Here is a 19,018-nt window from a genome sequence, read left to right as displayed (position 1 = left end):
CGATGCTGACTGCCCCGCCGGGTGCACGCGTTGCTCGTCACACTGGGGGTTCGCATCCGCCGTCCTCGCCGCCCCATCCAGGACACTAGGCTTCGATCATGTCGATGCCTCCACACCAACCCACCGGGCCAATTCCCGGCACCGCCAACCCCACCTGGCTGGGGCACGTCCAGGAACAGCACTTCCGGCCGGCACCGGGGCACCAAGGCAATCCGCTGGCACCGGTGCTGGCACAGGTTCCGCAGCCCGCCTCGGCAGTCCGCCGGATGTCTGGCAGCATCGTATTGCTCAGCGTGGGAGGCGGGGCATTGGCGTTCCTGAGCCTCTTCATTGTGCTGCCGTTTTTGTTTTCGAATATTGGGCCCGCTGGGTTCGTCATCGGCTTCCTGGCCTCGCTCATTCCGCTGTCCGTAGTGCTGCTGGCCGTCTGGGCTATCGACAGGTGGGAGCCAGAACCACGGCGGCTGCTGGTGTTCGCGTTCACGTGGGGTGCCGCGGTGTCCATTGCCGTCACGCTACTGATCCAACCGCTGTTCGTCCTGACGTCCCCGTCCGCAGACCCGGCCGAACTCCGGACGTACCTGGCAACAGTCCAGGCACCGATCGTGGAAGAGTTCGCCAAGTCGCTTGGCCTGCTGGCGATCATGCTGTTGGCACGGCGCCACATCGATGGTCCCGTGGATGGTGTGGTCTTCGCCTTCACGATCGCCGGCGGCTTCGCGTTTACCGAGAACATCCTCTACTTTGGCCGTGCCTTGGCGGAATCCCCGGATCCTGGGGTGGACCTGGCACAGGTGTTCTTCCTCCGCGGGGTGATGTCGCCCTTCGCCCACGCCTTGTTCACCGGCACCACGGGCCTGATCATGGGTCTCGCGGCGCGGCGGGCCTCCACCGGCGGTATTGTGCTGGCGTTCGTGCTGGGCCTGCTCCCCGCGATGTTCCTGCACAACCGGTGGAACAGCATGGGCCAGGGTTTCTTCGCCGAGTACGTCACGGTCCAGGTGCCACTGTTCGTCCTGGCCGTGCTGGGAATCGTGCTGCTCCGGGTGGCAGAGAAACGCCTCACCCGGCAACGGCTCGGCGAATATGCCGCTGCAGGCTGGTTTACGCCCGCTGAAGTTGAACTCCTCGCAACCCGCTCCGGCCGGCAGCGGGCCCTGGCGTGGGCTGGAACCTACGGCCGCAAGCAGCAGATGCGGGACTTCATCCGGGCCGCCACCCGGCTGGCAAACATCCGCCAACGCATCCTCGCTGGCCGCCAGGTGCAGGACCACCAAGGCGAAGAGCGGATCCAGCTGCAACGGGTACTGGCCATGCGGGCGGCGCTGGCAGGCTAAGCGGCTCCACTCGACCGCAGAAAAGGCCCCACTCGAAATCGAGCAGGGCCTTCGCCAGCGGGCTTCACCAGTGCTGGGGTCAGGCCAGCAGGGACGGCTTGAGCTGCTGGAGCCGACCCAGGAGTCCGTTGATGAACTGGGGTGACTCGTCCGTGGAGAGTACCTTGGCCAGCGCTACTGCCTCGCTGACAGCTACCCCGTCAGGGACGTCGTCGTTGTAGAGCAGCTCCCACGTACCTACGCGGAGGATGATCCGGTCAACGGAGGGCATCCGTTCCAGGGTCCAGCCTTGGGAGTAGGTTTCCAGGAATTCGTCGATGGTGGCCTGCTGCGAGACCACACCCTCGACGAGCTCTACGGTGTACGGGTTGATGATCTGGTCAGTCTTTTCCCGCCGGGCGCGGAGTACGTCAAAGGCCGAGACCGAGCGCTGCTCAGCCTCGAAAAGTACATCCAGTGCCCGGTTCCGGGCTTTACCGCGTGCGCTCACTACTCAGAGACCCGGCCCAGGTAGCTGCCGTCGCGGGTGTCCACCTTGACCTTGGTGTTGTTCTCGACGAACAGCGGAACCTGGATCTCGTAGCCGGTTTCCAGGGTTGCCGGCTTGGTACCAGCGGAGGAACGGTCGCCCTGCAAGCCCGGCTCCGTGTAGGTGATCTCGAGGACAACACTTGCGGGCAGCTCGATGTACAGTGCGCTGCCCTCGTGCATCGCAATGTTGACCATCTGGTTCTCGAGCATGAAGTTGGTGGCATCGCCCACGGTGTCGCCGGAGACAGTGATCTGGTCAAAGTCAGAGGTGTCCATGAAGACGAAGTCTGCGCCGTCTTGGTACAGGTACTGGTAATCGCGCCGATCAACCGTTGCGGTTTCGATCTTGAGGCCAGCGTTGAAGGTCTTGTCAACAACCTTGCCGGACAACACGTTGCGCATCTTGGTGCGGACGAAAGCGCCACCCTTGCCGGGCTTGACGTGCTGGAATTCAATGATGTTCCAGAGCTGGCCCTCAAGCTTCAGGACCGTTCCGTTCTTGATGTCGTTAGTGGTTGCCACTGTATCCTCAGGTTTCCATATCGGTGCGTGCTTCGACGCTGCATGCCGGGCGGGCACGCCAAAAAGCTCGCCAGCGCGTGTTTTTCAAAAATCCAAGAATCATTCTACCGGCATTTACCGGCTTCCGGCTTGCGCCGCTGCTGGCTACTACCTCAGGAGGCCAGTTCGAGCACGTCCCGGGCCCGGCGAAGGGCCACCGTGGAGGAGTAGATCTGGGCTGCGTCGGCGGAGCCAGCGACCCGGAGATCGAGGGCACGGGTGAAGGATTCGACGGCGGCGGAAGTCAACCCGGCCGCATATTGGGTCCGGCCGAGGTACTGCAGCCCCTGTGCCTCCCGGGGCGTGCCTTGGACCTCTGCGAGCAGTTGGCGGAAAAGGTCGAGGGCCCGGTCCAAACGGTTGGTCACCCGGAGCACCTCGGCTTCGAAGGCGCGCAGGGTGAACGATTCAGGATCGCTGTACCGGGCTTCGGCCAACAGTTCTGCCGCCTCGGCGGAATGCCCTTCCACCAACAGGACGAAGATCTTGTCCTTGGGTTCGGTAGATGCTTCCAACGCTGCGGCACAGGCCTCGGCGTTGACGATCTCCGGTGCCAGCGTTTCCGGGTTGATCCGGATGCCCGGGAAACCGGCCTCCGGCCAGTCCGATGTTCCGCTTTGGTCCCCGTACATCAGGAGGCAATCTCTTGGTAGGCCGCGAACAGCAGCGAGGTGTCTGGCACGTCGAGGATGCCGGGCTTGGCCACACCGTCGAGCACCACGAAACGAAGCAGGTCACCGCGTGACTTTTTGTCACGCCGCATCCCGTCGAGGAGTCCCTGCCAGCGGTCCCGGCGGTACGTGACGGGCAGTCCCATGGTCTCGAGGATGCTGCGGTGCCGATCGGCGTCGGCGTCGCTGAGCCGGCCCACGCTGCGGGCCAGTTCCGCAGCAAACATCATGCCAACGGAGACCGCTGCGCCGTGCCGCCAGGAGTATCGCTCCACGAGCTCAATCGCGTGGCCCAGCGTGTGCCCGTAGTTAAGGATCTCGCGGAGTCCGGATTCCTTAAGGTCCGCCGAGACGACGTTAGCCTTTACGGCAATGGCTCGCTCAATCAATTCGCGGAGCTCCGCGGACTGCGGGTCTACGACGGCCGCTGAGTCCCGTTCCACGATGTCCAGGATGGCTGGATCGGCGATGAAACCGCATTTGATGACCTCGGCCAGGCCGGAAATGATCTCGTTCTTAGGCAGTGTGGTCAGCGTGTCGAGGTCCACCAAGACACCGGCCGGCGGGTGGAATGAGCCCACCAGGTTCTTGCCCTCTGCCGTGTTGATGCCGGTCTTGCCGCCAACGGAGGCGTCCACCATGCCCAACAGGCTGGTGGGCATGTGGATGACTTTCACGCCGCGCAACCAGGTGGCTGCCACGAAGCCGGCCAGGTCGGTGACGGCGCCGCCACCCACCGCCACAATCGCGTCGGAGCGGGTGAAGTCGTTTTGGCCCAGGACCTGCCAGCAGAAAGCGGCAACCTGGATGTGCTTGCCTTCTTCGGCGTCGGGAATCTCTGCGGTGAGCGAGGTGAAGCCGGCGGCGGCCAGCTCGTCGCGCACTGTATCGCCGGTCAGGCGCAGCGCCCGGGGGTGGATGACCAGGACACGGCGGACCCGCTCCCCCAGGAGCGCGGGGAGTTCACCGAGCAGTCCGCGGCCCACTACGACGTCGTAGTTGTTGGCGGCAGCTTCGCCGGTGACCTTGATGATGGTTGAATCGGTGCTCACTTCTCAACTTCCTGTTGGGCAGCTGCGTAGCTCCGCAGCGTTGCTTCGAGCTGGTGGCTGAGTTCGGAAACCGAACCGTGCCGCACGTCCAAGGTGATGTCCGCCAGGCGTTCGTAGACCGGTTGGCGCGCTGCGAACATGGTGACCCAGCGTTCCATGGCGTTTCCGGCCAGGAGCGGCCGGGATGAATTACGGGCAATCCGGGCCGCCACAGTGTCGGAATCGCACTCCAGGTACACCACGGTGCAGCCGTTGATAACCTGCTGCGTGCCGGAGTCCAGGACGGCCCCGCCGCCCAGCGAAATCACCGTTCCGGTGCCGGCAGCGGACTCGACGGCGTTCGCAACGGTTCGGGCTTCGATCTCACGGAAGGCGTGCTCGCCACGGCAGGCGAAGATTTCGGCGATCGACCCGTGCGCTGCAACGATCACGGCGTCCGTGTCGACGTAGGCGCTCCCCAACTGCTGGGCGAGATGGCTCCCGATGGCAGATTTGCCCACCGCCATGGGACCGATCAGGACGATCGGCCCATGGACCCCGTCGATGGGGTTGCTGCGGCGGAGCACTACTGACCGATCGTGTCCAGGGCTGCCGGAATGTTGTCCAGGTAACCCTTGATGTTCCGTGCGGTTTCCGCCACGGAGTCGCCGCCGAACTTCTCGATGACGGCCTCGGCCAGCACCAGGGCCACCATGGCTTCGGCGACGACGCCGGCGGCGGGGACTGCGCAGACGTCGGAGCGCTGGTGGTGGGCCTTGGCCGGTTCGCCAGTGCTGATGTCGATGGTTTTCAGGGCACGCGGCACCGTGGCAATGGGCTTCATGGCTGCCCGAACGCGCAGGACGTCGCCAATGCTCATGCCACCTTCGATGCCGCCAGCGCGATTGCTGGTTCGAACGATCCGGCCGGCAGCGTCGCGGACGATTTCGTCATGGGCGGCTGAGCCGCGGCGTGCTGCGGTGAGGAAGCCATCGCCCACCTCGACGCCCTTGATGGCCTGGATACCCATCAGGGCAGCTGCCAACCGAGAATCCAACCGGCGGTCCCAGTGCACGTAGCTGCCAAGTCCCGGCGGCAGGCCGTAAGCGAGGACTTCCACAACGCCACCGAGGGTCTCGCCCTCTTTGTGGGCCGCGTCCACTTCAGCCACCATGGCATCGGAGGTTTCGCGGTCGAAGCAGCGCAGCGGATCGGCGTCAAGGGCGATGACATCGGTCGGTACCGGCAAGGCTCGGCCCTCTGGAACGCTCACGCTGGCAATCGCCACCGTGTGGCTGACAAGTTCGATGCCCAACTGGCCGAGGAACCGGGCGGCAACAGTGCCCATGGCCACGCGGGTGGCCGTTTCGCGGGCGCTGGCGCGCTCCAGGACCGGGCGGGCTTCGGCGAAGCCGTACTTCTGCATGCCGGTGAAATCAGCGTGGCCAGGGCGCGGCCGGGTCAACGGCGCATTGCGGGCCTGGTTGGCCAGGGTCTCTGCGTCGACCGGGTCCGCGGCCATGATCTGTTCCCACTTGGGCCATTCGGAGTTGGCCACCTGGATGGCCACCGGGCCACCTTGGGTCAAGCCGTGCCGGACCCCGCCAAGGATGGTGACAACGTCTTGTTCAAACTTCATCCGGGCGCCGCGGCCGTAGCCAAGGCGTCGGCGGGCCAAGGAGTCGGCGATGTGACCGCTGGTGATTTCCACACCGGCGGGTACGCCCTCAATAATTCCCATCAAAGCCGGACCATGGGATTCTCCGGCAGTCAACCAACGCATAATTTCCATCCTGCCACGTAGGGCGGTTACAAGGCCCGTCGAGGAAGCCCGACTGCGTCGCACATCACATCTATGACAGCTCCGTTAACGTCGGCTCCCCGGCCGGTAAACAGCCGAACCTGCTCGACCGCCTGGTACAGCAACATCTCCAGTCCGGGCACCACTGCGCCACCGCCGGCCTGCCACACGGATGCGATCAGGCTGGGCCAGGGGTCGTAGGCAACGTCCAGGAGCACGCCCGGAGTTGGCGTTTTCAACGCTGCCACCTGACTGGCCAGGCCATCGGCTGCCCGCGGTGGCAGGGTGGAAATGACGACGTCGGCCCCCGCCACGAGCGGCGCGGCCCCCGCCAGGTCGCGGATGTCCAGGGCCATGCCGACGCTCTGCGCGGCGGCCCGGACGTCGTCGGTCCGGGCCGGGTCCCTGGCCAGGATCGTGACGGTGTCGACGGCGAGTTCACGTAAAGCTGCCACGGCCGAGGCGGCGGTCCCGCCCCCACCAAGGACAACCGCGGAAGGCGAGGTGCCGACGCCGGCATGCCTGACGGCGTTGACAATGCCCATCACGTCCGTGTTCCAGCCAACCGTTTTAATGCTGCCAGCCTGCTCCTCGAAGGAGACAGTGTTCACCACGCCAAGGGTCTGGGCTACGCCGCGGACCTCGTCGACCTCGTTGAGCATGGCGAGCTTCAACGGCATGGTCACTGACAGCCCCCGCCAGCCGGATTGCTGGTCGATCTGCTGCATGAAGGCCGGCAGGAGGCCTTCGGTGACGTCGATGGCCGTGTAGCCGATCTCCATCCCCAGGTGCGCGTAGGCGGCCAAGTGCAGTGCCGGTGACTTCGAGTGGTTGATCGGGTGTCCCAGGACGGCAGCCCGAGAACTCATGTGCAACGTCCCGCGTTGGCCGTGCACCAAGCGTTGTACTCGGCAACGTACACGTTGTGCTCGGCCAAGGTGCTGGAGAACTTGGTCTCCTTGGTATCAAGGTTGATGGTGACCCAGTACAGGTAGTTGTTGGCCTTGGGCTTGGCCGCCGCATCGATGGCAGTCTTGCCCGGTGAACCGATCGGTCCTGGCGGCAGTCCAGGGTTGGCGTAAGTGTTGTACGGGTTGGACTTGTCCACGCGCTGTTCTTCGGTGAAGTTGAAGCTCTTCGTGCCCAGCCCGTAGGTGACCGCCGAGTCGACCTGGAGGAAACCACCGGTCTGGTCGTTGGGCTTGAGTCGGTTGTATATTGCTCCGGCTACATCGCCGTAATCGGCCTGCCCGCCTTCGGCCTGGACAATGCTGGCGACGATGACTGCCTCGTACTGTTTGGCGGCATCGGTGATGCCTTGGGAGACGAGTTCGTCCACCGTGGTGGTGACGAGCTTCTGCAGGATGTCCTTGGCTGAAGTACCCAGCGGGAACCGGTACTCGCCCGGGGCGAGGAAGCCTTCGAGGTTCTTGGCCGTGGCTGGCAGCCCGAATTGGGCGGGCTGGTCGCTGAAGGTTTTCAGCTGCGCCACGCTGATGCCGGATCCGTCCGAGATCGCCTGCAGGGACTCACCGATCCGCAGGCCGGCGCTCAGTGCGATGTAGATGACCTTCTCCTGGTCTTTACCGAGCAAGACCGAGACGGCGTCTGAGTTCTTCATCTCCGTCCGGAACGTGTAGTCACCTGGGGCCAGCACTCCCCCGGAGGCGTTGAAGGCCTGCAGGAAGGTGTCCGAGTTGGCAATGACGTTCTTGCTCTCCAGATCGGCCGCGACGGACCTGGTTCCCTCGCCGTTGTCTACCTTCACCTGGACTTGGCCGGTACCAGGGCCGGGAAAATCTGCGGGTTTGCTGTTCCCCAGCAGCGGCTTGATGAACTGCGCACCAACCACCACCGCAGCAATGAAGACGGCAAGCGATAACAGCAGCGCCACAACGCGCCGGCGCCGCCGAACTTTCTTCGACGTCTTTGCCGCACCGCCGATCGGTGGTGCAGCCGACAAGGCTACGTGCTCCGGCTCGTGGTGCTCATCGAAGGGCTGGCCGTGTTCGTCAACGTAGTGCGCGTCGTGCTCTGGCTCGTAGTGCGCAGCTGCGTAGTGGGCAGCGTCCTCATGAGTCTGCCCATCATGGGCCGCGTCGTGCGCACGCGCGTCGGCGTCGTAGGTCTCGAACTCGTGGCGGCCATGGTGGGCGGCCGCATCGTCGTGGGGCGCCACAGGAGGCTGCCCGCCGTCGTCGTGCGCGTCCGCGTCCTGGATGGTGGGCTGGGCATCGGGCACGGCAGGAATGCCTGCGGTGGCTGGTGGCACGGGCGGCAGCGGCGGTACGGCGGCGTCCGTGTCAGAAGAATTCGTGTCAAAAGAATCCGCGGCGGGCGAGCCGGTGATGCCCTGCTCGTCGGCGAGGTGCTTTTCGCGTTCCCGCAGTTCTTTACGGGTCAGCGGCCGGGGCTGCTCCGCGTCGCCGGTAGCATCGTCGTTGCTGGCAGGACTCACTGTTGCCTTCCAAGGTCTGTGGATCGGGCCGTTTCCCCCGGCGCGGCAAGGAAGGACTCCTGCGCCGCACTGACCCCCAAGTCCACGGCAGGGGAAGGAGCGCTCACGCGTGAGCCAACATCCGCTCCCCTGGCTTTTTGCATGTCGATAGCGTGCTGAAGGATGCCAGCTGCTGCGACCTGATCCACCACTTTACGGTGGTTTCGGCTGCTCATGCCAGCTTCGTGCAGGTTCCGGTGCGCCGAAACGCTGCTCAGGCGCTCGTCAACCAGGTTGATGGGCACGTCAGGGGAACGGTGCGCGAGCTCCGCGGCGAGGAGCAGCGCGTAGTCCGTGGCCATCTTGGCCGAGGCGTGCTCTTCGCCTTTCATGGTGCGCGGCAAGCCCACGATCACCTGGACAGCGCCGAGTTCGGCCACCAGGTTGGCGATCACCCTGACGTCGGAATTCTTCCGGGGATTGCGGTCCAGTGTCTTGTGCGGGGTGGCGAGGATCTCGTCCCGATCGCAGATCGCCACGCCCACGCGGACGGTGCCCACGTCCACCCCCAGCTTGATGCCGCGGGGGTAATCGTGAGCGTTCGTAGCGTTCTCCATGGGCTCTCTATCGACGGGCGACGGCGTCAACCACGGCTGCCAGGGCAGCGCCGGTCTGCGCGGGGTCGGTTCCGCCGCCCTGGGCGACGTCGTCTTTCCCGCCGCCACCGCCGCCGAGGATCCCGGCAGCAATGCGAACCAGGGCGCCGGCCTTCACGCCTGCCTCCCGGGCTGCCTCGTTGGTGGCGACCAGGATGATGGGCCTGCCGTTGGCTTCGCCGGCCACTGCTACGGTGGCCGCTGCTGAGCCGAGCCGGCTGCGAAGATCCAGCGCCAAGCCACGGATGTCGTCGGCACCGCTGACGGAGCCGGCGTCGTGGGCGATCACCGAGACACCCCCAGCGTCCCTGGCGGTGGACACCAGCTGAGCGGCGGCTGCAGCCAACTGGTCCTTCCGGAGCCTGTCGAGTTCCTTTTCGGTGGCCTTCAACTTGGCCAAGGTGGTGGAAATGCGATCTGCCAACTGGCCCGAGGGTACCTTCAAGAGGTCGGTGAGTTCGTTGACCAGGGCGCGTTCGGCAGCCAGGTAGCGGAATGCTTCCATGCCCACAAACGCCTCAACACGGCGGTTTCCCGAACCGACGGACTGCTCACCCAACAGCGAAAGGCTGCCGATCAGGGACGTGTTGGCCACGTGGGTGCCGCCGCAGAGTTCGCGGGACCACGCGCCGTCGATCTCGACTACACGCACTTCGCTACCGTAGTTTTCGCCGAACAGGGCCATGGCGCCCAGCGCCTTCGCCTCGGCCAGGCCCATGACGTTCGTCTGCACGGAGTAGTTGTTGCGGATGGCGATGTTGGCCACCTCTTCGATTTCCGAGCGTGTGGCGGTGCTCAGCCCCTCGCCCCAGGCGAAGTCGAAACGCAGGTAGCCCGCCTTGTTGAAGGAGCCGCGCTGGGTGGCTTCCGGGCCAAGGATCTGGTGCAGGGCGGCGTGCACAATGTGGGTGCCGGTGTGGGCCTGCTCGGCTGCGTGGCGGCGTTCACGGTCCACGGCGGCCTGCACCAGGGACTCGTTGCCGATCTCGCCTTCGCGCACAATCGCCTTGTGTACGCTCAGGCCCTTGATGGGGCGCTGGACGTCGAGGACTTCGACGACGAACCCGTCACCGGTGATCAGGCCCGTGTCCGCCGACTGGCCGCCAGCCTCGGCGTAGAACGGGGTTTCGGCGAGGATCAGTTCGATTTCATCGCCGGTTGATGCCTGCTGGACCGGTTTGCCAGCGGCCAGCAGGCCGCGGACCCGGGATTCGCCGTCGAGTTCGGTATAGCCGGTGAAGACGGTCTCGCCCTTGGCAAGGATGTCTTGGAAGGCGCTGAGGTCGGCGTGGCCACCCTTCTTGCCCTTGGCGTCTGCCTGGGCGCGCTGCCGCTGCTCCTGCATCAGGGCTCGGAAAGCTTTCTCGTCAACGTTCAGCCCGGCCTCTTCGGCCATTTCGAGGGTGAGGTCGATGGGGAAACCGTAGGTGTCGTGCAGGGCGAAGGCCTCCGCACCAGACAGCGGCCGGTTGGCGGCCTTGGATTCGGCCACCGCGTCCTCGAGCCGCGCCGTACCGGACGCGATGGTCCGCAGGAAGGCCCGCTCTTCGGCGTAGGCGATCCGGCTGATCCTGGCGAAGTCCGTCTCCACCACGGGGTACACGCCCTTCATGGCGTCCCGGGAAGCGGGCAGCAACTGCGGCAGGCAGGCCTCTTCGACCCCGAGCAGGCGCATGGAGCGGACGGCCCGGCGGATGAGGCGACGCAGCACGTAGCCGCGGCCTTCGTTGGAGGGGGTGACACCGTCGGAGATGAGCATCAGGGCTGAGCGGATGTGGTCTCCCACCACGCGCATCCGGACGTCATCGGTGTGGTGCGGGTCTTCGGGCGTCTCGGCGGACGTGTACGGCCGGCCGGAGAGCTCGGCGGCCTTGTCGATGACCGGGCGGACCTGGTCCGTCTCGTACATGTTCTCGACACCCTGCAGGATCATGGCCAGGCGTTCCATGCCCAGGCCCGTGTCGATGTTGCGTTTGGGCAGTTCGCCCACGACGTCAAAATCTTCCTTGGAGCGGACATTCTCGATCTGGTACTGCATGAAGACGAGGTTCCAGATCTCGATGTAGCGGGTTTCATCCGCCAGTGGGCCACCCTCAATGCCGTAGGCCGGACCGCGGTCGTAGTAGATCTCGGAGCAGGGTCCCGCCGGGCCGGGCTGGCCGGTGTTCCAGTAGTTGTCTGCCTTGCCCATTTTCTGGATCCGCTCGGCAGGAACGCCAGTGTGCTGCAGCCATAGGTCCTTGGCTTCGTCGTCTTCTTCGTAGACCGTGACCCAGAGCCGTTCGGGGGGCAGTCCGTAGCCGCCGTCGGCCACACTGGACGTCAACAGCTCCCAGGCGAACTTGATGGCATCTTCCTTGAAGTAGTCACCGAAGGAGAAGTTGCCGCACATCTGGAAGAACGTGCCGTGCCGGGCAGTCTTGCCCACTTCCTCGATGTCACCGGTGCGGATGCACTTCTGCACGCTGGTGGCGCGCAGGTAGGGAGCTTCTTCCCGGGCTGTCAGGTACGGAATGAAGGGCACCATGCCGGCCACGGTGAACAGCAGCGACGGGTCGCTGGAGACCAATGATGCGGATGGCACCGGCGTGTGGCCTTTGCTGACAAAAAAGTCCACCCAGCGCTTCGTGATCTCCTGCGACTTCATGAGCTGTTTTCTTACCCTTCGTGGTCCGCCGGTGCGGCGGAAAGTTCGTTCAGTGGCGCGGGCCGTGCTGGCTCGTACCGGGTTGCTGCTGCTGTGCCGTGGATGCCACGGCGGCTGGCCTGGCTACGGCCGGCGGGCTACATCGGCTGAGTCGATGCCCAGCGCGGCGCGAAGGTCGGTTTCCCGTTCGCGCATGCCGTCACGGACAGCGTCGGCGAAGTCGTAGACGGTGTCCGCGACCCGCGAGACGGCCCGGTTGAGCCCGGCGGGGCCGAGCTGGGTCTGGGCTTCGTTGATCTTACGGAAGGCGATGACACCAATGGCCACGCCGAGTCCCATCCAAACAAGTCGTTTCATATGGCTATCCTCCGGAATTCAGCGGCTGCGGCGGCCGGCGGCCGGCTTCTTGCGGTTGGCCAGTGCGGTACGGACACCGTAGCTGAACGATGCCGCCTTGATCAGCGGGGAACCCACGGTGGCGGCCACCAGGGACGACAGTGCGGAGATGTTGGCGGACGCGTCGGAGACGTTCGTGGAGATGCCGTCCACCTTCTTGAGCTGCTGGTTCGTGGTGGACACCGTGGCAGTGACCTCGTCCATGAGGGGCGTGGCGCCGTCGCTGATGGACCTGATAGAGGTGCGGACTTCGTCAAACACCCGGCCGAGCTTCAGGATGGGCACCGCCAGCAACAAGACCAGGAGGGCAAACACCCCGGCAGCTATCAGGCCGGCAATATCGCCACCAGACATATACGTTTCATCTCCTTGAGGTTCAGTGCATGGGTGGGCATCGACGAGAGACGCTCTGGGCGCGTCCCGCGGATGTCCCCCAAGTACCTTACATACAAAGAAGCCCGCGGCGCTTGCCACGGGCTTCTTTGGATACGCTGCTGAAATTTAGCGTGCGTAGAATTCGACGACGAGCTGCTCTTCGCAGGTCACGGGGATCTCCGAGCGCTTGGGGCGACGAACCAGGCGAGCCTGGAGTGCCTCGAGCTTGACGTCAAGGTAGGCCGGAACGGTGGGCAGAACGTCGCGGTGTGCGCCGGCTGCTGCCACCTGCAGCGGAACCATGGTTTCGCTGCGGCTGTGAACGTGAACCAGCTGGCCTTCGCCAACGCGGAACGACGGACGGTCAACGCGGATACCGTCAACCAGAATGTGGCGGTGCACAACCAGCTGGCGGGCCTGAGCGATGGTGCGGGCGAAGCCGGCACGCAGGACCAGTGCGTCCAGACGCATTTCGAGCAGCTCGATGAGGTTCTCACCGGTCAGGCCCTTGGTGCGGCGGGCTTCTTCGAAGGCACGGGTCATCTGTGCTTCGCGGATGCCGTACTGGGCGCGCAGGCGCTGCTTTTCGCGCAGACGTACTGCGTAGTCAGAGTCCTGCTTCTTGCGGGCACGGCCATGCTCACCGGGGCCGTACGGGCGGCGCTCCATGTACTTGGCGGCCTTGGGGGTCAAAGCAATGCCGAGTGCACGCGAGAGGCGTGCGGTACGGCGAGCACGAGTGTTGTTAGCCACTTGTGTCCTTCCACTATCTGCGGTGTTCAGGTGTTACTGGCCTCCACAATGGAGAGCATCGGCCAACCGCTGCCTTTTGCTACTGGGTTCAGGGCACAACCGAGCGGATACGATCCAGTGATTGGGCGCCCGAACCTTGCCAGACAAACATCAATCCTAGCATGGGGCCTACGTGCCCCTGACAATCTTCCGCAGCCGCTCCAGCCGGGTGGAGATCTCGCGTTCGGCACCGTTGGCCGTTGGCTCGTAGTAGTCCCGGCCCACCAGGTCGTCCGGCGGATACTGCTGTGCCGCGACACTGTGGGGCGCGTCGTGCGCGTACTTGTAGCCCTGGCCGTGCCCCAATTGCTTGGAGCCCGGATAGTGCGCGTCCCGGAGGTGGGCTGGAATCCCGTTGCCCAGGCCCGCGCGGACATCGGCCACCGCCTTGTTGAGTCCCATGTAGGCAGCGTTGGATTTGGGCGCCGTGGCCAGGTGCACCACCGCTTCTGCCAGGACGATCCGCCCCTCCGGCATCCCGATCAGCTGCACCGCCTGCGCCGCGGCCACCGCTGTCTGCAGCGCCGTGGGATCGGCCATGCCCACGTCTTCGGCCGCCGAGATCACGATCCGGCGCGCCACGAACCGGGGATCCTCGCCTGCTTCGAGCATCCGGGCCAGGTAGTGCAGCGCGGCATCCACGTCCGATCCCCTGATCGACTTGATGAAGGCGCTGGCGACGTCGTAGTGCTGGTCCCCTGCCCTGTCGTACCGCACCGCTGCCACGTCCAAGGCACGTTCGGTGTGCTTGAGCTCCACCTGTACCGGCCCGTGGTCGGTGTCCTCGGCGTCCCCGAAGGCCACCCCCGCGGCAGCCTCCAACGCCGTCAAAGCCCGGCGAGCGTCACCGCCGGAGAGCCGGACCAGGTGGGCGAGTGCTTCGGTGGAGAGTTCCACGGCGCTGTCCAGGCCCCGGTGGTCTTCGACAGCGCGCAGCAGCAGGGCCTCCACGTCAGCGTCCGTCAAGGGTTTGAGGGTCAACAGCAGTGAGCGGGACAGGAGAGGGGACACCACGGAGAAGGAAGGATTTTCCGTGGTTGCTGCCACCAGCACCACCCAACGGTTTTCGACGCCGGGCAGGAGGGCGTCCTGCTGCGCCTTGTTGAAGCGGTGGATCTCGTCCAGGAACAGGACCGTGGTGGTCTTGTAGAGGTCACGCGCCGTCAATGCCTCGTCCATGACCCTGCGCACGTCCTTGACGCCGGCGGTGATGGCGGACAGTTCAACGAATTTCCGGCCCGTTCCGCGGGCGATCACGTGCGCCAGGGTGGTTTTACCGGTTCCGGGCGGCCCCCACAAAATCAGTGAGCTGGGTCCCGCCGGTCCGGTGGCGTTGGTGCCCGCTGCCAACTGCCGCAACGGGGAGCCTTGGCCCAGCAGGTGCTGCTGGCCCACTACCTCATCGAGGTTCTTGGGCCGCATCCGGACGGCCAGCGGACTGCGTGGCTGGACCCGCCCGGGAGCCGCCGCGTTGGAATGGCCCGACGCCGGAACAGAAGTATCGTCGTCGTCATCCGGTTGCTGCCCAAAGAGATCATCCACATAGATAGGCTACTTGCAGAGCACCCCCATCCCCCGCCGCCAAGGAATCCATGCCAGCCGCCCCACCCCGCGAACCAGACCGCCAGCCTGGAACCCGCTGGGTCGCCGTCTCGGGTGAGAGGTTGGCGGGGTGGGTTGAACGGTTTGGGGCCAGCCATGGCGGCGCCGAGCTGGACGACGCCGACGGCGGCCTGCGGCTCGTGGCGCATGACGGCACCACGGCGCTCCTGCAACCGCCGTGGCCGGTGGACGGCAGGCCGGGCCGCGGTCCCGACGCGGTCGCACGACTGGCGTCGCTGGCCATCCAACCGCGCCGGACCGGGCTGTTGTTGATTCGGCGTGGCGGCTACGGCGTGGCGGTGACGGGCGCCGGTCAGGTCCTGGCGTCGAAGGTTGGCGGCAAGTCCAGCAGGTCACGGGGCCGGGGCGACAGCTCGGACAGCATGCTGGCCGATGCCGTGGAGCAGGCCAGGGCAGTCTTTGCCCGCGAGAATTTCGAGTACTTGGTTCCCGGCGGGGATCGACTCCTCGCCGACGCAGCCTTGGCGCGGCCCGTCCTGGCAAAATACTCGGGCTACCCGCGCCTGGCCTACCTGGACGTGCCCGATCCCCGCGCGGAAGTCCTCAAGCGCGCAGCCCAGGACGTGTGTGCCGTGCGGATCCAGGTCACCGACGCGCCATCACGGCAAGACTAGCTCAGGGTCCAGGACCGCTTGGACAGGCCGAACCAGAAACCGTCAATCGCCGTCTTGGCGTGCAGGTCCCCAGACGCGTAGGCAGCACCAAGCGTCACGTAGAGGGGCGCCCAGTGTTCACTGCGGGGGTGCGCTTCGCGGGCGGCCGGCGCCTTGTTGAGGAAGTCGAGAATGGCGTCAACGTCCCCGCGGGCCATGGCCTCCTCGGCCCACTGATCGAATTCGCTGGACACAGCGGGAGGTGCGGTGTCCGGCCCACCGGCAGGGTTGAACCAGCGCAGGTTGTGGGTGGTGAAGCCGGAGCCAACAATCAGCGTGCCGCGATCGCGCAGCGGTGCCAACGATTCGCCCAGCTTGAACAGGCCTTGCGGGTCAAGGGTTGGCATGGACATCTGCACCACAGGAACGTCTGCATCAGGGAACATTTCCTTCAACGGGACGTAGGCGCCATGGTCAAGGCCGCGGCTCTCGTCCCGCGCCACGTGATGTCCGTGCTGGCCCACCAGCCGAGCTACCTCGTTGGCGAGGTCGGGCGCCTGTGGGGCGTCGTATTCGACCTCGTAATACCTGGGCGCAAACCCACCAAAGTCGTAGACCAGGCCCGGATTGCGTTCGGTGGCACTGAGGGTTACGGGCGCATTTTCCCAATGCGCCGAGACCATCAGGATGTCCTTGGGCTTGGTGAAGGAGTTTCCCCAGGCACCGAGCTGGCGGGTCCAGGTGGCGTCGTCGGCGAGTGGCGGTGCGCCGTGGCTGAGGAACAGGACCGGCGGCAGTTCAGTGGTTTGCGTCATGCTTCAAGTGTAAACCTGTTTGCTTGAAGCTTCAAGTGTCAGTTCCGTGGTGCTGCTAACAGCCCGATCGCGCCGGGGCAGGCCGCTCCTGGCGGTACAGGTAGCGTCCGGCCTCGCGGAAACCGGCCTTGGCATACAACTCTTGCGCACCCTCGTTTGCGGCGGTGACCAGCAGCCAAAAGGTACCCACTCCACGGGCGGCACCTTCGGTCAGCAAGGCCTGCAGCACAGCACTGGCATGCCCAGCCCGGCGCGCGTCGGGCCGGGTGGCCATCGCATAGATCCCGCCCCAGCCCTCTGGCTCGGCAGGCAAGGCCAGACGGCCGACGGCGGCAGCCCCGCCGTCGGCGTCCCGCACCGTCGCGTACAGCGCAGGGCAGCCGGTGAGGATGTCGCGGGCAATCTCGCGTTCGGCGACACCCCCGCGGCCATCCACATCCCACCAGAGCTGGAGCCAGTCCTCGGACGGTGTCTCGGCGATCTCCACGCCAACGGCGGCCCACGGCGCCAGGGTGCCTGCACACGCCACGAGGATCAGGGTCTCCGACTGGCGCGTGAAGCCCTCGCTGTCCAGCAGGGCGTTGAGCTGTGCGTTGTCCGGGCCGGCAAACACCTGGACGATGACGGGCAGGCGGCGGCTCCGGTACCAGGCCCGCGCAGCGCGCAAAGCCGCTGGCAGCTCGTCAGCGCCGGAATCCGGGCCCACCCGGGGCCAGATCGAGTTGGCCCGCTGGGTCACCCCGGCGGCGGCACGGAGGACCCAGTCCCCCACCTCGGCACGGTCTGGTGCCAGCCAAGAAGCGTCCATGGCCTTTTCCAGGTCCCGTTGCAGCACCCGCGCCGGTAGCTCCACCACTGGCTCTTCCCTTCCTCGACATCATGAGATTAACGCCATAAGGCTCCCCGCCGGAACGGGAAGCCTCATGGGTGACACTTGGCCAGCCCCCGTCAAGGGGGGCGGGAGTTACTTGGCTTCGGGCTTGAAGTCCACGCCGGCTTCCTTGCGCTGCTGGGCCGTAATGGGTGCCGGAGCAGCAGTCAGCGGGTCGTAGCCGTTGCCGGTTTTGGGGAAGGCAATGACGTCGCGGATGGACTCGACGCCGGAGAGCAGCGCAACCACGCGGTCCCAGCCGAACGCGATGCCGCCGTGCGGGGGCGCGCCGAACTTGAAGCCTTCCAGCAGGAAGCCGAACTTCTCCTGCGCATCGGCCTGGGACAAGCCCATGACCTCGAAGACACGCTCCTGGACATCGCTGCGGTGGATACGGATGGACCCGCCACCGATTTCGTTGCCGTTGCAGACGATGTCGTAGGCGTACGCCAGCGCCGACTCCGGATCGGTGTCGAAGGTGTCCATGAACTCGGGCTTCGGCGAAGTGAACGCGTGGTGCACGGCGGTCCACTTGCCGGCGCCAACAGCCACGTCGCCTGAGGCCACGGCGGCGGCGGCGGGCTCGAACATGGGTGCGTCAACCACCCAGCAGAAGGCCCAGTCAGCGGGGTTGATCAGTCCGGTGCGGTGGCCGATCTCCACCCGCGCGGCACCGAGCAGGGCACGGGCAGCCGACTTCTCACCGGCGGCAAAGAAGATGCAGTCGCCGGGCGTGGCACCCACGGCAGCCGCGAGGCCCTCGCGCTCGGTGTCCGTCAGGTTCTTGGCAACCGGGCCTGCCAGCTCGCCATCTTCCTTGAAGAGGACGTACGCCAGGCCCTTGTGGCCGCGCTGTTTGGCGAATTCCTGCCAGCCGTCAAGGGTCCGGCGTGGCTGCGACGCGCCGCCGGGCATCACCACTGCACCCACGTAGGGTGCCTTGAAGACACCAAAGTTGGTGTCCTTGAAGAACTCCGTCAGCTCGGTGAGCTCCACGCCAAAGCGAAGGTCGGGCTTATCCGAGCCGTAACGGGCCATGGCGTCGTGATAGGTGATGCGCTGGATGGGCGTCGGGATCTCGACGTCGATCAGCTTCCACAGCGCCGTGACGATGCCCTCGCCGAGGGCGATGATGTCGTCCTGCTCCACGAAGCTGGCCTCAATATCCAACTGCGTGAACTCCGGCTGGCGGTCCGCGCGGAAATCCTCATCGCGGTAGCAGCGGGCAATCTGGTAGTACTTTTCGAAGCCACCCACCTGCAGCAGCTGCTTGAAAAGCTGCGGGGACTGCGGGAGCGCGTACCAGGAACCCGGCGCCAGGCGCGCGGGGACCACGAAGTCACGGGCGCCTTCCGGCGTCGACCGCGTCAGGGTGGGCGTTTCGATTTCGACGAAACCGTCCTGGTGCAGCAGGTCGCGGGCCACCCGGTTCGCTTCCGAGCGCAGGCGCAGGTTGCGTGCGGGGCCGGGACGGCGCAGGTCAAGGTAGCGGTGCTTCAGGCGCGCTTCCTCGCCCACTTCAACGTGCTCGTCAATCTGGAACGGCAGCGGGTCTGACGTGTTGAGGATGGTGACGTCATCAGCAATGACCTCCACGGCGCCGGTAGCCAGCGCCGGGTTTTCGTTGCCTTCGGGGCGCTGGGAGACGGTGCCGGTCACCTGTAGGACGTACTCGTTCCGCAGGCCGTGGAAGACTTCCTCTTCACGGACGACCACCTGGGCCACGCCGGAGGCATCGCGGAGATCCACGAAGGCTACTCCGCCGTGGTCACGGCGGCGGCCAACCCAGCCGGCCAGGGTGACGGTTTGACCAATGTGCTCGGAACGGAGTGATCCGAGGTCATGTGTGCGCAGCACAGCACACCTTTCTAGAGGGAACAG

Annotated in this window: 19 protein-coding genes; 2 read left to right on the top strand and 17 right to left on the bottom strand. The window is 65.6% G+C overall.

The window, feature by feature from the left end:
* Nucleotides 1-98: 98 nt before the first annotated feature.
* Nucleotides 99-1,337, top strand: coding sequence for a PrsW family intramembrane metalloprotease (locus PSET11_RS13215; RefSeq protein WP_124092788.1), 1,239 nt, complete (start codon nucleotides 99-101; stop codon nucleotides 1,335-1,337).
* Nucleotides 1,338-1,416: 79 nt separating this feature from the next.
* On the opposite strand, the gene nusB is transcribed toward PSET11_RS13215, so the two are convergent.
* From nusB to PSET11_RS13145, 14 genes are all read right to left on the bottom strand, one after another.
* Complete coding sequence (gene nusB / locus PSET11_RS13210) at nucleotides 1,417-1,827, bottom strand: transcription antitermination factor NusB (RefSeq protein ID WP_124092787.1); 411 nt, start codon at nucleotides 1,825-1,827, stop codon at nucleotides 1,417-1,419.
* Complete coding sequence (efp, locus tag PSET11_RS13205) at nucleotides 1,827-2,390, bottom strand: elongation factor P (RefSeq protein ID WP_124092786.1); 564 nt, start codon at nucleotides 2,388-2,390, stop codon at nucleotides 1,827-1,829. Before efp ends, nusB begins: the two co-directional genes overlap by 1 nt.
* Before the next feature lie 152 nt (nucleotides 2,391-2,542).
* Nucleotides 2,543-3,061: a tetratricopeptide repeat protein gene (locus PSET11_RS13200; protein WP_124092785.1), complete on the bottom strand. Its 519-nt coding sequence runs from the start codon at nucleotides 3,059-3,061 to the stop codon at nucleotides 2,543-2,545.
* Complete coding sequence (aroB, locus tag PSET11_RS13195) at nucleotides 3,061-4,152, bottom strand: 3-dehydroquinate synthase (RefSeq protein ID WP_124092784.1); 1,092 nt, start codon at nucleotides 4,150-4,152, stop codon at nucleotides 3,061-3,063. Before aroB ends, PSET11_RS13200 begins: the two co-directional genes overlap by 1 nt.
* Complete coding sequence (locus PSET11_RS13190; RefSeq protein WP_124093023.1) at nucleotides 4,149-4,658, bottom strand: shikimate kinase; 510 nt, start codon at nucleotides 4,656-4,658, stop codon at nucleotides 4,149-4,151. The genes aroB and PSET11_RS13190 overlap by 4 nt, the downstream gene beginning before the upstream one ends.
* Before the next feature lie 59 nt (nucleotides 4,659-4,717).
* Nucleotides 4,718-5,917, bottom strand: a complete 1,200-nt coding sequence (gene aroC / locus PSET11_RS13185) for a chorismate synthase (protein WP_124093022.1) — start codon at nucleotides 5,915-5,917, stop codon at nucleotides 4,718-4,720.
* Nucleotides 5,918-5,940: 23 nt separating this feature from the next.
* Nucleotides 5,941-6,801 (bottom strand): shikimate dehydrogenase, encoded by an 861-nt coding sequence (locus PSET11_RS13180; protein ID WP_124092783.1) that lies wholly within the window; start codon nucleotides 6,799-6,801, stop codon nucleotides 5,941-5,943.
* Complete coding sequence (gene mltG, locus PSET11_RS13175) at nucleotides 6,798-8,390, bottom strand: endolytic transglycosylase MltG (RefSeq protein ID WP_124092782.1); 1,593 nt, start codon at nucleotides 8,388-8,390, stop codon at nucleotides 6,798-6,800. Before mltG ends, PSET11_RS13180 begins: the two co-directional genes overlap by 4 nt.
* Entirely contained in the window at nucleotides 8,387-8,986 is a 600-nt protein-coding gene (gene ruvX, locus PSET11_RS13170) for a Holliday junction resolvase RuvX (protein ID WP_124092781.1), read from the bottom strand. The genes mltG and ruvX overlap by 4 nt, the downstream gene beginning before the upstream one ends.
* Nucleotides 8,987-8,993: 7 nt before the next feature.
* Entirely contained in the window at nucleotides 8,994-11,672 is a 2,679-nt protein-coding gene (gene alaS / locus PSET11_RS13165) for an alanine--tRNA ligase (protein WP_124092780.1), read from the bottom strand.
* 123 nt (nucleotides 11,673-11,795) lie between these two features.
* A complete protein-coding gene (locus PSET11_RS13160; protein ID WP_238989153.1) occupies nucleotides 11,796-12,029 on the bottom strand; it encodes a hypothetical protein in 234 nt (77 codons plus the stop codon).
* 18 nt (nucleotides 12,030-12,047) lie between these two features.
* Nucleotides 12,048-12,422 carry a DUF948 domain-containing protein gene (locus PSET11_RS13155; protein ID WP_124092779.1) on the bottom strand — a complete coding sequence of 125 codons (375 nt, stop codon included), beginning with the start codon at nucleotides 12,420-12,422 and terminating at the stop codon, nucleotides 12,048-12,050.
* A gap of 147 nt (nucleotides 12,423-12,569) precedes the next feature.
* Nucleotides 12,570-13,196: a 30S ribosomal protein S4 gene (gene rpsD / locus PSET11_RS13150; protein WP_124092778.1), complete on the bottom strand. Its 627-nt coding sequence runs from the start codon at nucleotides 13,194-13,196 to the stop codon at nucleotides 12,570-12,572.
* 168 nt (nucleotides 13,197-13,364) lie between these two features.
* Complete coding sequence (locus PSET11_RS13145) at nucleotides 13,365-14,777, bottom strand: replication-associated recombination protein A (RefSeq protein ID WP_124092777.1); 1,413 nt, start codon at nucleotides 14,775-14,777, stop codon at nucleotides 13,365-13,367.
* A 50-nt stretch (nucleotides 14,778-14,827) separates the two neighbouring features.
* Here PSET11_RS13145 and PSET11_RS13140 point away from each other — a divergent pair, with 50 nt between their 5' ends.
* Nucleotides 14,828-15,472: an acVLRF1 family peptidyl-tRNA hydrolase gene (locus tag PSET11_RS13140; RefSeq protein WP_124092776.1), complete on the top strand. Its 645-nt coding sequence runs from the start codon at nucleotides 14,828-14,830 to the stop codon at nucleotides 15,470-15,472.
* Here PSET11_RS13140 and PSET11_RS13135 read toward each other — a convergent pair.
* From PSET11_RS13135 to aspS, 3 genes are all read right to left on the bottom strand, one after another.
* Nucleotides 15,469-16,266, bottom strand: a complete 798-nt coding sequence (locus tag PSET11_RS13135; protein WP_124092775.1) for a dioxygenase family protein — start codon at nucleotides 16,264-16,266, stop codon at nucleotides 15,469-15,471. The two genes, PSET11_RS13140 and PSET11_RS13135, sit on opposite strands and share 4 nt — an antisense overlap.
* A gap of 55 nt (nucleotides 16,267-16,321) precedes the next feature.
* Nucleotides 16,322-17,122: a GNAT family N-acetyltransferase gene (locus PSET11_RS13130; RefSeq protein WP_427846148.1), complete on the bottom strand. Its 801-nt coding sequence runs from the start codon at nucleotides 17,120-17,122 to the stop codon at nucleotides 16,322-16,324.
* 108 nt (nucleotides 17,123-17,230) lie between these two features.
* A complete protein-coding gene (gene aspS, locus PSET11_RS13125; protein ID WP_124092774.1) occupies nucleotides 17,231-18,994 on the bottom strand; it encodes an aspartate--tRNA ligase in 1,764 nt (587 codons plus the stop codon).
* Nucleotides 18,995-19,018: the final 24 nt, after the last annotated feature.

The sequence above is a fragment of the Arthrobacter ulcerisalmonis genome (assembly GCF_900609065.1).
GTDB lineage: Bacteria > Actinomycetota > Actinomycetes > Actinomycetales > Micrococcaceae > Arthrobacter > Arthrobacter ulcerisalmonis.
Note: the sequence above shows the minus strand (reverse complement) of the source record. Positions and strands in the feature narration are given on the sequence as shown.

What these genes read in the sequence shown, in the direction of transcription:
- PSET11_RS13215 (WP_124092788.1), top strand. Translation starts at nt 99, where the DNA reads ATGTCGATGCCTCCACACCAACCCACCGGGCCAATTCCCGGCACCGCC.
- PSET11_RS13200 (WP_124092785.1), bottom strand. Translation starts at nt 3,061, where the DNA reads ATGTACGGGGACCAAAGCGGAACATCGGACTGGCCGGAGGCCGGTTTC.
- PSET11_RS13190 (WP_124093023.1), bottom strand. Translation starts at nt 4,658, where the DNA reads ATGGCGGTGGGCAAATCTGCCATCGGGAGCCATCTCGCCCAGCAGTTG.
- PSET11_RS13180 (WP_124092783.1), bottom strand. Translation starts at nt 6,801, where the DNA reads ATGAGTTCTCGGGCTGCCGTCCTGGGACACCCGATCAACCACTCGAAG.
- ruvX (WP_124092781.1), bottom strand. Translation starts at nt 8,986, where the DNA reads ATGGAGAACGCTACGAACGCTCACGATTACCCCCGCGGCATCAAGCTG.
- alaS (WP_124092780.1), bottom strand. Translation starts at nt 11,672, where the DNA reads ATGAAGTCGCAGGAGATCACGAAGCGCTGGGTGGACTTTTTTGTCAGC.
- PSET11_RS13160 (WP_238989153.1), bottom strand. Translation starts at nt 12,029, where the DNA reads ATGAAACGACTTGTTTGGATGGGACTCGGCGTGGCCATTGGTGTCATC.
- PSET11_RS13155 (WP_124092779.1), bottom strand. Translation starts at nt 12,422, where the DNA reads ATGTCTGGTGGCGATATTGCCGGCCTGATAGCTGCCGGGGTGTTTGCC.
- PSET11_RS13140 (WP_124092776.1), top strand. Translation starts at nt 14,828, where the DNA reads ATGCCAGCCGCCCCACCCCGCGAACCAGACCGCCAGCCTGGAACCCGC.
- PSET11_RS13135 (WP_124092775.1), bottom strand. Translation starts at nt 16,266, where the DNA reads ATGACGCAAACCACTGAACTGCCGCCGGTCCTGTTCCTCAGCCACGGC.